This is a genomic window from Neobacillus sp. YIM B06451, assembly GCF_032667185.1.
In the GTDB taxonomy this organism is placed as follows: Bacteria; Bacillota; Bacilli; order Bacillales; family Cytobacillaceae; genus Bacillus_D.
Genome location: NZ_JAVFKJ010000001.1, coordinates 441061 through 456480, shown reverse-complemented (window position 1 = coordinate 456480; position 15420 = coordinate 441061). Strand labels below are relative to the sequence as shown.

The window sequence follows — 15420 nt, the reverse complement described above, 5'->3', positions numbered from 1 at the left end:
TCAAGGCTACATCACGTATACCATCCGCCATTGACGGACAGAATGTGCCCCGTAATATAAGATGCCTCACCTGAAAGCAGGAAGGCCACTGCATTGGCGATTTCTTCAGGCCGGCCAAGCCTGCCCATCGGGATGTCCCCTGTCAGCGCCTCCACTTCCTCCGGGGCAAACCCCGAAAGCATTGCAGTTTCCACGGCACCTGGCGCAATCGCATTCACCCTGATCCCGCTCGGTGCAAGCTCTTTTCCCAATGCTTTAACGAACGAAATTTGCGCGCCTTTCGCAGCGGAATAAACCGTTTCACATGCTGCCCCTGTTTGTCCCCAAATGGATGAAATAAAGACGATTCCGCCCGTTTTCTTTTTTAAAAGTGCCGGAATTAACGCTTTTGTCAACAGGATTGGATTTAGGACATGGATATTGAAAAGGCTGGCCACCTCTTCATCCTCCATGTCCTGGAATAACCCATATGCGGCTGTTCCGCCGCAATGCACAATCGCATTAACCCCAACTAAGCTCGGGAGCAATTCCTTGTATCCCCCCTGCTTTGAAAAATCAGCCCGTACAGGCACGTATTCCCCTCCATGCACTGAAAGCTTGGCTGACAGGCGGTCGACCGCTTCCTTATTCAAATTGTAATGTAGATATAAATTATAGCCACGTGCGGCAAGTTCAGCTGCGATTGCCTGGCCGATTCCACCGCTCGCACCTGTGATCAATGCGAATTCCCGCATTTCTCCAACCCCAATCCAGTTAACCTTATTTCTCTAAAAAAGCGCCAGAATCGGCGCTTTTCGTGATTTTAAAACTTGTGAGGCTAATCGTGCTTTTCCTGACTAAAGGGAGGATAAGTCCCTGTGCCAAGCAGCCGATTTCACTGCTTACCCTGCCTGAGTGCTTCCGCCAGGCAATACCTGGCATACTGAAAAACGGTCCTCCGAAAAAAGGTCTCTTGCTACGTTTCGGATGTCATCGACCGTGATTTTCTCCAACTCCGGCACGACAGAGAACAGGTCCATTTCATTAAAAGCATACCGGGTGAATTGGTTGGCGATGAATTCAGGCGAATTGACCGCCCTCAGGAACGAACCAATCCTTTTCCGTTTTGCCCGCTCAAGCTGCTCCTCGGATATGTTGCCATCCTTTGTTTGCTCAAGGATTACCCTCAATGCGTCAGCCAGCCCATCAGGGTTTGCCGTATCGCCGCCAATCATCGCGAACCCGAATCCCTGCTCCTGAGTATAATCGAACGAGAACGTTTCATCAATGAGCCCGTCATCATAAAGGCGGATATAGTTTTCGGAACTTTTTCCGAAAAGGATATCTAGCAGCAAATTAACCGACAATTCCTGTACAAGCATTTCCCTACCCTTTGTATCAGCATGCGCGGCCTTAAGCCCGACAAGGCATTTTGGCGTCTGGACGTTCATTTTCAACACTTGCTTCGCCTTCGCGACTCCTGCCTGCTCCGTTTCAAACTTTCTTTCTACAGGAGGACGGTCGGTAAATTGTTTCCGGGCCTGGTTCTCCCTCACCTGGGCCATCATCTTTTCCGGTGAAACCGGACCGACAATGAACAGCAGCATGTTCGCCGGATGGTAGAAAGTGTAGTAGCATTCATACAGCATATCTTTATCAATTTTCGCGATAGATTCAACCGTTCCCGCGATATCGATTTTAACAGGATGTGCATGGTACATGTTTTCAATAAGGCCGAAATAGAGGCGCCAGTCCGGATTGTCATCGTACATCGTGATTTCCTGGCCGATGATCCCCTTTTCCTTTTCAACCGTCTTTTCGGAAAAATACGGATCCTGGACGAAATCAATGAGCGTTTCCAGGTTTTCTTCCACTCTGGACGTACTTGAAAAAAGGTAGGCGGTCCTTGTAAAGGAAGTAAACGCGTTCGCGGACGCCCCCTGTTTGCTGAACTGCTGGAACACATCGCCGTCTTCCTTTTCAAACAGCTTATGCTCGAGGAAGTGGGCAATCCCATCCGGAACCTTGACGAATTCGTCCTTGCCATGGGGCTTGAATGTGTTGTCGATCGAACCGTATTTAGTCGTAAATGTGGCATATGTTTTGTTGAACCCTTGTTTCGGGAGGATATACACATCGAGCCCATTCGGCATTTTTTCGTAATAAAGTTCTTCGTTTAATTGGCCGAACTGGATTTTATCCATTATTGGCATCCTCCTTTCCAGTTAAAAAATAAATCGTATCAAGTTCGATTTTCTCACCGACTGCAACAATATCGTCGCGGGTCGCTTCCTGCATGCCCTTGATCCAACTGTCAAAAGGAATGCTTTTTCCGGCAGCAACATTGTGGTAAAGAACTTCGACGATGCCCCTGTTCGTATCAATTGTTTCAAGAAGCTGGTTCACGATAACCGCCTTTGTTTGTTCAAGCTCATCATCCGTGAAATCGCCTTTTTTCATCGCTTCCATCTGTTCCTTGATGATCCCGACGGCCTGGTCGAAATTTTTCAGGTCGATTCCCGACATGACGAGCATCAGGCCTTTATGGCTCTCAAGCCTGCTTGCGGCGTAATAAGCGAGGCTTGCCTTCTCGCGAACATTAATAAATAATTTCGAATGGGAAAAGCCTCCGAAGATTCCGTTGAAAACCTGAAGCGCATGATAATCCGGATCTCCATAGAGGATACTTGTCCTGTAACCGATGTTCAGCTTGCCCTGCTTCACATCCTGCGCTTCCTTAATCACTTTTGGCTCCCCATTTCTCGAAAGAGGCGCGTTTGCCGGTGTTTTTGCTTCATTCTTTTCAAAGTGGAAAAGTTCTCCGGCTATGCCTTTCACCGTTTCATCCTCGACATCACCGACAATGTATATGTCCATTTCATCCTCGGAAAGGGCTGTTCGGTAATAGTCATACAGGCGTTCAGGGGTAATCGCGTCGATATCCTCAATTCGTCCGTTCACGTTCAGCGCATAAGGTTCCCCTTTGAACATTTCCTCGATCAACCGGAAGCTTGAATAACGCATTTTGTCATCAAACGTTGACTGGATTCTTTGTTTCAGCGTCCGCTTTTCCTTTTCGACTGTCGCACGGTGAAATCCTTCCCCTTCAAGAAGCGGGTTAAGGATGATTTCCCTCAGTAGCTCCATTCCTTTTCTTAATAGCGGAGCCTGGTCCGAAAGAAATTTTTCATTCGCAATTTCCATGAAAACCGTAATGATATGCGAGTTTCCCTTTTTAGCAAGGTCCACACTTAAGACCGCTCCATAAAGGTCATCGAGATACGACCTGAGCAAAGTGGTCGTGGGGTATGCGGCCGAGCTGCTTTGCAGGACATGCGGAAGAAGGGCCCTTAGTGTGGCCGTTTCCTCACTTAAGGGCGCTTTCATTTTTAAAACAATCGCATTCGTTTTATACTTTTCCGTCTTTGTTACATGAAGGGTATATCCCTGCATGGAAAACGTTTGTTCAGGCAATAAGCTCATGTTTTAGGCCTCCTTTGGTAAAAGCAATAGGCAATAATATCCATATTTCTGCCATATTATTTTCCCCATGCCATTTACATTCTATTCTAACTATAATTTGTCAGGACTCGTTTTTACAACTTTACAGCTTATGTTCACGAGTATTAAAAAAGCCTCCCGGGTGGCCAGGAGGCTTAACTAATTCAGATTAAAACTGTTTTCACGCATTTAAAACTGTTCTGCAAAAGATTAGCGTTTCGCCGAGTCGAATGGTTCGCCGACCGCTTTTGGCGCCTGGGATGATTTGGAGAATGCGACCAGGGCAATCAACGTAACGACGTAAGGGAAAATCTTCAGGATGATTGGCGGAATGACGGCCAGTTCCGGAATAACCTGCGAAACGTTGGCAATCGTGCTCGCGAATCCAAAGAAGAATGTCGCGGCCAATACTCCCAGTGGCCTCCACTGGCCAAAAATCAGGGAAGCAAGAGCAAGGAATCCAAGCCCGGATACTGTACCGGTGAATTCGCCGGCATACGTAAGGATGATAATCGCTCCGCCCAATCCGGCAAAAGCTCCGGAAATCAGCACTCCCGCATACCTGATCCTCAACACATTAATCCCCGCCGCCTCCGCAGCCTGCGGGAATTCACCGCAAGACCGTAAACGGAGGCCGAATTTCGTTTTATACAAAATAAATGCGCTTGCAAAAAGAATGGCAAGTATAAACCATGTCGTAGGGTAGGTTTTTGTAAAGAACAAGTCGCCTATGACAGGGATTTTCGAAAGTAAGGGAACCGATTTAGGAGTAAATCCGCTCACCCCAATATTTCCGCTCCCGGTGATGTTTCTCGCAAGGAAAATCGTCAGTGCTGCGGCAATTAAATTGATTGCCGTACCGCTGATAATTTGGTTCGCGCTCAAATTAATGCTCGCAAAGGCGTGGAGGGTGGCAAACAAGACGCCGGCCGTCATCGCCGCGAAAAGCCCTGCCCACAGAACCATCGTATCACTTTTCCACACGTCGCCCAGGAAGTGGACTGTCAGCGCGCTTGCGAATGCGCCAATGATCATCAAGCCCTCCAACCCAATATTGACGACACCACTTCTTTCACTAAAAAGGCCGCCCAATGCAGTAATCAGAAGAGGAATTGTAAAAGCAATCGCATAAGGAAATATTTGCTCTATGATGGTCCACATATTATGCTTCCCCCTTCTTTGCCGCCGGCACATCATTTACATTGCCTTCGGAACCGCGCTTCCAAAATTTATTGACAAGGCGGTGAATCAGGACGCTAGTGGCCGCGAAATAAATGATGATGGCAATGATTGTGTTCGCCAGTTCAGGCGGGATTTCCGTCATGGCATTCATAAAGCCTGTACCGGAATAAAGAATCCCAAACAGGATGGCTGCGAATAACACGCCAAACGGCGTATTGTTCCCAAGCAGCGCAACCGCGATTCCGTCGTAGCCCTGGAATGGCAGGATTCCAATTTGGATGCTCGTGGCATTGCCTGTGTACATCGCGACCCCGCCAAGGCCAGCAAGCGCCCCTGAGATAACCATTGAAAGGATAATATTCCTGTTTACCCGCATTCCCGCGTATTCCGCCGCATGCCGGTTAAATCCTACCGCTTTTAACTCAAACCCAAGCGTTGTTTTGTTAATAATGAAAGCGATAATGATGACACTGATAATGCCAAGGAATATTCCAAGGTTGATATAGGAACCATCGAACATATCCGTCAAAAACTGCACTTTCAAAGTAGCTTTTTCCGGTAATTTCTTCGATTCGGTTTCAAGGAATTCGCCTTTAAAATAGCCCGGTACAACATAATAAACGGTCCAATAAGCAATCCAGTTCATCATGATTGTGGAGACAACTTCATGGACGTTGAATTTCGCTTTCAGCAATCCAGGAAGAAACGCCCACAATGCGCCGCCCAGGATGCCAGCCGCGATCATTGCCAGCAGAAGGACCGGCCGTGAAAAATCATAAGTCAGGCCGACCGCGGAGGCGCATAGGCCGCCAATTAGCATCTGGCCCGAAGCACCAATATTGAAAAGGCCTGTCCTGAATGCAAATGCTACTGAAAGACCAGTAAAAATAAGCGGTGTGGCGGTGGCAAGCGTGTCACCGATACGCTTGATGGTCATAAATGCTCCCTGCATTAAATACATATATCCCTCAAGAGGGTTGCTGCCAATTAAGAGCATCAATATTCCGCCAGCAATGAGGCCGAGGATAATCGCAATTAAAGATACAATGGCATTTCTCATACGTTTCTCTCCTTGTTTACCCCAGCCATCATGAGCCCTACTTCGTTTTCATTCGTTTCGGATGCATTCACGACGCCGATTAACTCCCCATTGTTTATGGCGGCTATCCGGTCTGAGAGCTGGAGGACTTCATCAAGCTCGAGGGAAACGAGTAATACGGCATTCCCCTTATCCCGATGCTCAATAAGCCGTTTATGGATATATTCAATTGAACCGACGTCGAGCCCCCTTGTGGGCTGTACAGCAATCAATAGCTTCGGATCAAGTTCGATTTCCCTTCCGATAATCGCTTTTTGCTGATTTCCACCTGATAGTGTGCGGGCTATCGACGCTGCACCTTTTCCGGAACGGACATCGAAATTTTCGAGGATATTATTCGCATATTTTTTCATTTCCGGTTCATTCAATAAACCGTATTTTGCAAAAGGCTTCTTATTGAAAACTTCCAAAACCATATTGGACTCGAGGGAGTAGTCAAGCACGAGGCCGCGTTTCTGCCTGTCTTCCGGAATATGCCCGATCCCTTTTTCGATTCTATCCCTAATGGGAAGGGCAATAATTTCCTCACCATTTAATTGGACTGATCCTGAATCTGCTTTCCTGAGTCCCGTAATGGCCTCAACAAGCTCGGTTTGGCCGTTCCCATCAACCCCTGCTATCCCGACGATTTCCCCGGCGCGTACTTCAAGGGAGAAGTTTTTCAGCGCAAGGACTTTTCTGTTATTTTTTACGGAAAGAGAATCTATCTTCAATACGACATCACCTGGCGTACTTTCTTTCTTATCCACTTTAAATGATACATGGCGCCCGACCATCATTTCTGCAAGTTGTTCTGTGCTAGTCTCGGCTACTTCCACAGTACCAATCGATTTCCCTCTTCGAATTACCGTGCATCGATCCGCAACGGCTTTAATTTCTTTAAGTTTATGGGTGATGATAATGATCGATTTGCCCTCATTAATCAGATTGCGCATAATTTTCATCAGTTCATCGATTTCACTTGGAGTCAATACTGCTGTCGGTTCATCAAAAATCAGGACTTCCGCTTCCCTGTAAAGCATTTTAAGAATTTCGACCCTTTGCTGCATTCCAACAGAGATGTCTTCAATTTTTGCATGGGGATCCACATTAAGGCCGTATGATTTTGATAATTCTTCAATTCTTCTAGCCGCACTGTCAATATCAATGACCAAACCTTTTATCGGCTCGCTCCCGAGAATGATATTTTCGGTGACTGTAAAATTTTCCACCAGCTTAAAATGCTGATGCACCATCCCGATTCCAAGCCTTGTCGCGACATTTGGGTTTGTGATGCGAACTTCTTCGCCACGAACTTTGATTACTCCCTTTTCCGGCTGGTACATCCCAAACAGGACGCCCATCAGGGTTGATTTTCCCGCGCCATTTTCACCGAGGAGAGCGTGTATTTCCCCCTTTTTTAAAGATAGGGAGATATTATCGTTGGCAACAATACCCGGGAATTCCTTCCGGATATTGAGCATTTCAACTACATAATTCATCGTTACACTCACCTTTGCCATTTACTGTTTCCTTAATGTTAAAAGGAAAAACCCGTTTTCCGAATCAAAAACCGTCCCCGGGTCTGGTAGTTTGCAAGAGTCCTATATTTCAAGTCCAATATACAAAAGAGACGGGAAAAGAACCGTCTCATTTTGTATACACGTTTTTTACTTGAACAGATCGCCTTGTTCACTCTTTACTTCAATTTCTCCACTCTTAACTTTTTCGTAAACCTCTTTAACTTTGCTGGATGTATCATCGCTCAAGTTAGGGTTTTCAGCAGGAATGCCGACGCCATCATTTTTAGCATCAAACATGAGGGTCTTGCCGCCCTGGAATTTGCCGTCAAGTTCGTCCTTAATCATGTCAAATGCCGATTGGTCAATATTCTTCACGGCAGAAGTAAGGATAACTGACTTGTCCCCATCATATTTACCGTCTTCGTACTGGTCTACGTCAACTCCGACGATCCATACATTTTTACCGTCTTTAACACGGTTGATTGCTTCCTTGATCGCACCAACGCCAACACCGCCTGCAGCTGCGTGAATGACATTAACTCCGCGGTCGAACATGGAGGCTGCAATCTGGCCGCCTGCAGCAACGTTGTCAAATGAGCCTTGATAAATGAAGTTTTCTTTCTTCATGCCAATCTTGGTTTCGAAGTTTTCATTGGCGTATTTAATTCCCTGCTGGAAGCCCCAGTTGAATTTTTGAACTGGAGGGATTTCCATGCCGCCGATGAACCCTGCTTCGCCTTCTTTCAGTTCAAGGGCAGTAGCTACCCCTGCCAAGAAGCCTGCTTGGTGTTCTGCAAAGAAAATAGAAACGGTGTTTTCCTTCACAACTGGATTAAAATCGCCATTGTGAGGATTTCCATCGATAATGACAAATTTTGCATCAGTATAGTTGTCCTGTGCCTTGAACACAGCTGTTTCGAACTTAAAACCAGGTGTTACGATGAATTTGTAGCCCGCATCGTAAAGGTTGCCAATTTCTTTCAGGTAATCAGCTTCAGTAGTACCGGATGGCTTAAGATATTTAGTCTTAACGCCAAGCTCACCTTCTGCTTTTTTAATACCTTCCCAAGTACCCTGGTTGAACGATTTATCATCGATTGTACCCGCGTCAGTGACCATACCTACTTTAAGGTCATTCTTCTTTTGGTCGTCTCCACCTTTACTAGAAGAAGCATCTTCTTTACCGCCACATGCTGACAAAAGCATCCCCGCAGACAAAAGCAGCGACATGAACAAACCTAATTTGCGCTTTTTCAAGGCATTGTCCCCCTAAAAATTGTTGTTTGATTTAGTAGAAATGTTTTTTCGCAGCAGGAAACTCCAGCAAGGCTATACCCTCTTTCTAAGAACCTTGAAGCTGAATTTATCCGCTTTGAAATAGTTTACCGAGTAAAGGATTGGTTCGTCGTCTTCATCGAAGTGCATTTGCTTTAGCACTAATAAAGCGGTTTCCGGATCGCATTCGAGGATAGGCGAAATTTTATCGTGATAGCCAAGTGGTTCAATTTGGGCTACCGCGTATGTAATTCTCCGCCCCGTCTGGTTTTCCAAAATGGAAAGGAGCGATTCTTCCTGATGGGATAAAGCCTCTGGCAGTATGCGTACAGGCATCTTGTCTATGCAATAGACAACGGGCTCCCCATTGGCGGTCCTTACCCTTTCGGTCACAGCGATTGATTCATCCTCGTCCAGCGAGAACCGGCGAATGTCCTCCTCTGCCGGCAATTGTGTTGATGAACTCAGAAAAATGGTGCCCGGCTTCATGCCTGCCTGTAAAATCATGCTCGTCACACTGCTAAGCTGCTCGATTCCGGAAGTAAACAAAGGCTTTGCGTTAACAAATGTACCGACCCCATGCCGGCGAATGATAACGTTTTCTTCTTCGAGTATACGAAGCGCTTCCCGAAGAGTCGCCCTGCTCACCCCAAGTTGTTTTGCAAGATCGAATTCTGAAGGAAGTTTCTCTCTTTCTTTATAAACGCCCTCTTCAATATTTTGCTTCAACCGATCGATCACCTGCAAATACAAATGACGGTTATCCGACTTAATAGACATGTGCATCCTCCAGGCTTTGCTGAGACATCAGACATCTGATGTTTAATCATTCCTACTAATCGACAATACTATAACATTTTTCCAGTCATAAATAAATAGAATAAAGATTTTTTTGGAAAACAAAAATCGTCGAATTTCGTAAATTTTTGTTGACATTTTAGCTTTTTTTGTAGTTAACATTATGGGTTAACAACATAAAAAGGATTGATTAAACAGCCAGACAACCCATTAAAACACCCCGCTTTCCAATTCGGCTATATCCTGCTGAAAGGATATAGTATGTCATATTGATTAAAAATATCCTTTATGGCATTCATGTAAACTTGTTTTTCAAGGGTGAGTTTCCTGTCCTGTGGGGAGCTAAGAAATGCTTTTTTGATTGGGAGTTCCGTGACATTTAACCTGAATTTCTGCTCTTGAATGTCATGCATCCGTGCTTTGCCTTACATTTAAACTAGTGTTCTGCTCTGGAATTTTACCGATGAATTTTGCCCTCGTACAAAAGGACGCAAAAAAAAGAAGCCGGCATTGCCAGCTTCCTGAATCGAATTCCTATTAATGATTAATGGCCTGCTTCTTCCGGCTGCTTCGAAACAAGCACCGCCCTCGGTTTGCTTCCCTCGTACGGGCCGACAACACCGCGCGCTTCCATTTCGTCAATCAGCCTCGCCGCCCTTGTATAGCCAATCCTGAACCTTCGCTGCAGCATGGAAACGGATGCCGTCTGCATCTCGACAATCAGGTCGACCGCTTCCTCATAAAGCTCGTCATCGACTTCGCCTTCCACTTCCTGGACATCGTCAGGAATCATTTCTTCCTGGTACTGGGCCTTTTGCTGGGAGATGACAAATTCAACCGTATCTTCGACTTCATCGTCCGATAAAAATGCACCCTGTACCCTTATTGGCTTTGTGGCGCCGACAGGGAGGAACAGCATGTCGCCACGGCCTAGCAACTTTTCGGCTCCGCCCATATCAAGGATAGTCCGTGAATCGGTCTGCGACGATACCGCGAAGGCAATTCTCGATGGAATATTTGCCTTGATTACCCCGGTAATGACATCCACGGAAGGACGCTGGGTGGCGATAATTAAATGGATACCCGCGGCCCTGGCCATTTGTGCAAGCCTTGTAATTGAATCTTCAACATCCGAAGATGCGACCATCATCAAATCCGCAAGCTCGTCAACAATGACGACGATATATGGGAGCAGGGGTTGCTTATCCTCTTCCTCCGCGTTATGCCGTCTGATATGTTCATTGTATCCTTCAATATTCCTTGTTCCTGTAAATGAAAAAAGCTCATAACGCCTTTCCATCTCATTGACGACCTTTTTCAGCGCCTGGGATGCTTTTTTCGCATCGGTCACAACAGGCGCGAGCAAATGGGGAATACCGTTATACACATTGAGCTCGACCATCTTTGGATCGATCATCATCATCTTTACTTCATGGGGCTTTGCCCTCATCAAAATGCTCGTAATAATGCCGTTGATGCACACACTTTTCCCGCTTCCAGTCGCCCCAGCGACCAAAAGGTGCGGCATCTTGTTCAATTCAGCGAGAACCGCTTCTCCTGTAATATCACGGCCAAGCCCGATCAAAAGCTTTGAATCCGGGCGGTCGTTTTGAGTCGCCTCCAGTACCTCCCGTAAAGAAACCATTGCTACCTCGGAATTGGGAACCTCTATCCCAATTGCCGACTTTCCAGGGATCGGCGCTTCAATCCTGATATCTTTGGCGGCAAGCGCCAAAGCGAGGTCATCATTCAGGCTGACAATTTTGCTTACCTTTACACCGACATCCGGATGGACCTCGTATTTTGTTACGGCCGGTCCAAGGTGCACCTGGGTTACCCTCGCCTTTACTCCGAAGCTGTGGAACGTTCGTTCAAGTTTCGCGGCATTGGCGTGGATTAATTCATATTCCCCACTTTGGTCCGCTTTTTTTGGAGCTTTCAATAATGATATAGGCGGCAGCTCATACGATGTATTTTCAAGTTCGACAAAGGTGATTGGGGGAGCGATTTCCTCTTCCTCCACCTCTTTTTCCGCTGGTTCAGGCTGGCGTTTTTTAGTGCGTTCCTGCGCGCCGCCACTTCCATATGCCTTGTCAATAAAACTTGAAATGATAGGTTCCGTTACCGATTGCTCTTCCATTATCCCAGCCACGGACCCATCGATGATCTCGGTTGGGGCAGCCGCCGGTTTTTCCGCAGGCTTTTTTTCCTTTCCGGTCTTTTCCCGTTTCTGCTTTTCTTTCTGTTTTTTCCTTTTTTCCTTCCATTCTGACAAATCAGCTTTAAACGCCTCAAGCTGGCTTCTGTAGCCTGAACCAATTAAAGAGAAAATTTTACCAAGTGCTTCACCGAACGTCTTACCGGTAAGCAGGATTAGGCCGCTCGCAATCAATAGCCCAGCAATGATTTTTGTGCCTGTCGTCGCAAACAGGTAATGGAACATCGCATACAGGACTGCGCCAACCATACCGCCTCCAAGGTCCCCGGAAGACGGCTTACCCTTTACCTCATCCCAAAAAAATCCCCAAGTGTTGGCTATCACACTTGGATTCTCAATCTGTCCATTCTTTACCAGTGTGGAGAATAGGGTAATATGGCTTAGGATCAGCAAAGCCGCCAATATAAGGTAAGCCCCTGTGAGCCTTGAATGGAAAAGAAAAGGAAATTCCCGCTTCCACATCATAATGATGCTTAACACGAACATCCCTAATAGCCCTGCCATTGCCCATTCCCCGAGCCAAAGCCGGAAAAACAGGGTAACCCCATTTCCCACAGCCCCTAGCTCAGCCATTGAAATAATGGATAGGGCGAGCATAATAAGGCCAGCCAGTTCGAATTTAAGTGTTGTTTTTAATTGATTATCCCTGTTTCGGGTTTGCCTGCGTTTTTTCTTGGCCATTCCGATCACCTTTATGTATAAGTCTGCAGCAAGGGACCGCCAAATAGAACAAGCAGCCATCCGGCTGCTTCATTCAGTATGGCAGTTCCACCTTTTGGATATGAATCCAAAAATGCCATTTTAATAAACCGTAACACGATTATAACATAAAGGGCGGCTGGATTGGACAAGACCTTCAAGCTACATTGAAATTTTCGAACCCGGCTGCCATCTTGAGTCCATGAAATGGGCGGGATCGGTGCTCAGCAGCCTGACGATCTGGAAGGAGTCCCCCGAAGGTTCTACCTCCATAGCAACGCCTTCCCTAAAGATGATTTTTCTTCCTGTCAGCACCGCTTCCTGCTCTTGTTGAAATATAAGCTCTTGGGGCATCATTGTATAAAGGATCATTGAATCAGCCCTTCTTTCTCCGCTTTCCGCATGTCAATCATTTCATTCAGTTTCTTCATTGCCGGGCCAAGACCGCCCACTTCATCAATGAGACCATACGCGACCGCATCGACCCCAATTACATTCGTCCCGATATCACGAGTCAAGTTTCCTTTTGCAAACATCAATTCTTTAAACGTTTCCTCCGGGATATTGGAATGGGTTGTCACAAATCTGACGACCCGCTCCTGCATTTTATCAAGGTATTCAAAGGTTTGTGGAACGCCGATGACTAGCCCTGTCAGCCGGATTGGATGAATCGTCATTGTGGCTGTTTCTGCAATGAAGCTGTAGTCGCAAGAAACGGCAATTGGAACCCCGATCGAATGCCCTCCCCCGAGGACAATGGATACGGTAGGCTTTGAAAGCGATCCTAGCATTTCGGAAATGGCAAGGCCAGCTTCCACATCCCCGCCGACCGTATTAAGGATAACAAGCAGCCCTTCAATTTTAGGGTTTTGCTCAATCGCAACAAGCTGTGGAATAATGTGTTCATATTTCGTCGTTTTATTTTGCGGCGGCAAGGTAAGATGCCCTTCAATTTGCCCAACGATCGTCATGCAGTGAATCCGCGAATCATTTGAGAGTTGTGGTACATTGGTTGCCCCAAGCTGTTGGATTTTCTCAATCAGCGCTGAGCTTGGCTTCTCTTCGGTTTCCGGGCTAGGCGCCTCCCCCTTGTCGCCCATCCGCCCTGACGGAAGTAAGTGGTCCATTTAAACTGTCTCCCTTCGGTTCATATAGGGTTAGTATTGAACCGCCTTGGCAAAATCATGCCTTTTACTGTTAATAACGGTAAGATTCCCGCAGCCCACTGAATGTTTTTTTTACACAAATGGGGGACTATAAAGGGCCGCAGGATTTTCCGAAAAAAAAGCACCGGCATTGCCGGCGCTTTGAATTAGGCTTCCATAATGATCGGGAGGATCATCGGGCGCCTTTTTGTTCTTTCGAATAAATATTTGTTCAGGTCATCCCTGATTTCCTGTTTTAGGCTGGTCCAATCAAAGAAATCGCGTGAAATGTTTTTCTCGACGATATCCTTGACCAGCTTGCCGGAGTCCTCCATCAGCTTTTCTGATTCCCTGACATAGACGAAGCCCCGTGAAATTATCTCAGGCCCAGCAAGGATTTTCCTTTCTTTCCTTGAAAGCGTGACGACTACAATTAATGTGCCATCCTGGGAGAGGAGCCTGCGGTCACGGAGGACAATATTGCCGACATCACCGACGCCAATCCCATCGATCAGGATGTTCCCAGATGGAACCTTGCCGCCCGGCACGAACTTCCCTTCCTTGATTTCGACTACTTCACCGTTATCGGGAATGTAAATTTGTTCCCAGGAAAGTCCGCATTCCTTGGCGATTTTTTCATGTGCCTTCAGCATCCGGTATTCCCCGTGTACCGGAATGAACAGCCGCGGCTTCATCAAATTGATCATAAATTTCAATTCTTCCTGGCTGCCATGGCTTGAAACATGGATCATTTTTTTGTTTGAAACGACATTCGCACCCGCGCGCAACAACATATCCACCGTTTTTGCCAGGAAAAGCTCGCTTCCCCTGAGCGTAGAGGCGGCGATCATGACAGTGTCGCCTTCCTTAATGTTGACAAGCCTATGAGACTTGCGCGCCATTTTTTGCAGCCCTTCAATTGGTTCTCCCTGGGATCCTGTCATGAGGATGACGATTTCCCTGTCTGGAAGGTTCCCAATTTCGGCAGCCGGGACAATAAGCCCTTCCGCAATATCAAGATAACCTAGTTCAACGGCGATGTGGTAAATCCGTTCAAGGCTCTTTCCGACAACAGCGACCTTCCTCCCTGTTTCATGCGCGGCATCAAAGATATGCTGGATGCGGTTGATATCCGAAGCGAAGCACGCCGCGATAATCCTCCCAGGAGCGCTATAGAAGGTGTCGCACATTTCCCTTGCGACAATCGCTTCGGAAGTTGTATAGCCGGGCTTTTCCGCCTCCGTGCTGTCCGAAAGAAGGCACAGCACCCCTTTTTCGCCAATCGCGGCCATTTTACCGATTTCGGGCTTGTACAACTCCGTCGCGCCCTGGTCGAACTTAAAGTCGCCTGTATAGACGATTGCCCCTTCGGACGTGTTAATGCAAATCCCAACCGAGCCAGGGATGCTATGGTTTGTTTTGAAAAATGAGACGGTTACGTTCCCAATCTCAACGATTGAATCCGAGTTGATTTCGATAAAATCCGTTTTACCCTTGAATTCCTGTTCCTTCAGCTTCGCCCAGGCGAGTGCCAGCGTCAGCTCCGTCCCGTAAACAGGAACCTTAAGTTGCCTCAGGATGTAGGATAAGGCACCAATATGGTCCTCATGGCCATGGGAAAGAAAAACCGCCTTGACCCTTTCCTTGTTTTCGAGCAGGTAGGTAATATCGGGAATGACAACATCAATGCCAAGCATTTCATCCTCGGGGAACATTAAGCCGGCATCGATGACGAAGATATCCCTGTCCACCTCGCACAGGAACATGTTCTTCCCGATTTCTCCTACGCCGCCAAGAGCGACGATCCTGATATTCTTATTTTTTTTCTTTGCCAATTTCTGTTTCCTCCTATGGTGATTTAGGCCGATCGAGATCAGTTACAATCATTATACTTGAATGCGGAAAATCTTTACAACCTTATTCCCCTCCCGCGCGCCAAAAGTGCACGCATGGAAAAAGGCAGCGGGCAAAAATCGCGCCCTGCTGCCTTAAAAATCACTTCATTTTCCCATGAAGGGACGA

The 15420-nt window shown here is 46.8% G+C and carries 12 protein-coding genes; all 12 read right to left on the bottom strand.

Features of this window, described 5'->3' with window-relative positions; all coding sequences use genetic code 11:
• Positions 1-11: 11 nt before the first annotated feature.
• Positions 12-734, bottom strand: coding sequence for an elongation factor P 5-aminopentanone reductase (gene ymfI, locus RB160_RS02115; RefSeq protein WP_316568548.1), 723 nt, complete (start codon positions 732-734; stop codon positions 12-14).
• 147 nt (positions 735-881) lie between these two features.
• Positions 882-2183, bottom strand: a complete 1302-nt coding sequence (gene yfmH, locus RB160_RS02110) for an EF-P 5-aminopentanol modification-associated protein YfmH (protein WP_316568547.1) — start codon at positions 2181-2183, stop codon at positions 882-884.
• Entirely contained in the window at positions 2176-3462 is a 1287-nt protein-coding gene (gene yfmF, locus RB160_RS02105; RefSeq protein WP_316568546.1) for an EF-P 5-aminopentanol modification-associated protein YfmF, read from the bottom strand. Before yfmF ends, yfmH begins: the two co-directional genes overlap by 8 nt.
• A 228-nt stretch (positions 3463-3690) precedes the next feature.
• Entirely contained in the window at positions 3691-4641 is a 951-nt protein-coding gene (locus RB160_RS02100) for an ABC transporter permease (RefSeq protein WP_316568545.1), read from the bottom strand.
• Position 4642: 1 nt separating this feature from the next.
• Complete coding sequence (locus RB160_RS02095) at positions 4643-5722, bottom strand: ABC transporter permease (protein ID WP_316568544.1); 1080 nt, start codon at positions 5720-5722, stop codon at positions 4643-4645.
• On the bottom strand, positions 5719-7242 hold the full coding sequence (locus RB160_RS02090) for an ABC transporter ATP-binding protein (RefSeq protein ID WP_316568543.1): 1524 nt from the start codon (positions 7240-7242) through the stop codon (positions 5719-5721). The genes RB160_RS02095 and RB160_RS02090 overlap by 4 nt, the downstream gene beginning before the upstream one ends.
• A gap of 168 nt (positions 7243-7410) precedes the next feature.
• The gene (locus tag RB160_RS02085) at positions 7411-8520 is read right to left on the bottom strand and encodes a BMP family lipoprotein (RefSeq protein WP_316568542.1); all 1110 of its coding nucleotides are present in this window, start codon (positions 8518-8520) and stop codon (positions 7411-7413) included.
• Positions 8521-8592: 72 nt separating this feature from the next.
• Positions 8593-9318 carry a GntR family transcriptional regulator gene (locus RB160_RS02080; RefSeq protein ID WP_316568541.1) on the bottom strand — a complete coding sequence of 242 codons (726 nt, stop codon included), beginning with the start codon at positions 9316-9318 and terminating at the stop codon, positions 8593-8595.
• A 562-nt stretch (positions 9319-9880) separates the two neighbouring features.
• Entirely contained in the window at positions 9881-12235 is a 2355-nt protein-coding gene (locus RB160_RS02075; protein WP_316568540.1) for an FtsK/SpoIIIE family DNA translocase, read from the bottom strand.
• A 180-nt stretch (positions 12236-12415) separates the two neighbouring features.
• Complete coding sequence (locus RB160_RS02070) at positions 12416-12625, bottom strand: YlzJ-like family protein (protein ID WP_316568539.1); 210 nt, start codon at positions 12623-12625, stop codon at positions 12416-12418.
• Complete coding sequence (locus tag RB160_RS02065; protein ID WP_316569046.1) at positions 12622-13353, bottom strand: ClpP family protease; 732 nt, start codon at positions 13351-13353, stop codon at positions 12622-12624. The genes RB160_RS02070 and RB160_RS02065 overlap by 4 nt, the downstream gene beginning before the upstream one ends.
• Before the next feature lie 212 nt (positions 13354-13565).
• Positions 13566-15233 (bottom strand): ribonuclease J, encoded by a 1668-nt coding sequence (locus RB160_RS02060; RefSeq protein WP_316568538.1) that lies wholly within the window; start codon positions 15231-15233, stop codon positions 13566-13568.
• Positions 15234-15420: the final 187 nt, after the last annotated feature.

Coding starts and splice junctions, on each gene's coding strand:
- yfmF (WP_316568546.1), bottom strand. CDS start 3,462: ATGAGCTTATTGCCTGAACAAACGTTTTCCATGCAGGGATATACCCTT.
- RB160_RS02100 (WP_316568545.1), bottom strand. CDS start 4,641: ATGTGGACCATCATAGAGCAAATATTTCCTTATGCGATTGCTTTTACA.
- RB160_RS02090 (WP_316568543.1), bottom strand. CDS start 7,242: ATGAATTATGTAGTTGAAATGCTCAATATCCGGAAGGAATTCCCGGGT.
- RB160_RS02065 (WP_316569046.1), bottom strand. CDS start 13,353: ATGGGCGACAAGGGGGAGGCGCCTAGCCCGGAAACCGAAGAGAAGCCA.
- RB160_RS02075 (WP_316568540.1), bottom strand. CDS start 12,235: ATGGCCAAGAAAAAACGCAGGCAAACCCGAAACAGGGATAATCAATTA.
- RB160_RS02080 (WP_316568541.1), bottom strand. CDS start 9,318: ATGTCTATTAAGTCGGATAACCGTCATTTGTATTTGCAGGTGATCGAT.
- RB160_RS02070 (WP_316568539.1), bottom strand. CDS start 12,625: ATGATCCTTTATACAATGATGCCCCAAGAGCTTATATTTCAACAAGAG.
- ymfI (WP_316568548.1), bottom strand. CDS start 734: ATGCGGGAATTCGCATTGATCACAGGTGCGAGCGGTGGAATCGGCCAG.
- RB160_RS02095 (WP_316568544.1), bottom strand. CDS start 5,722: ATGAGAAATGCCATTGTATCTTTAATTGCGATTATCCTCGGCCTCATT.
- yfmH (WP_316568547.1), bottom strand. CDS start 2,183: ATGGATAAAATCCAGTTCGGCCAATTAAACGAAGAACTTTATTACGAA.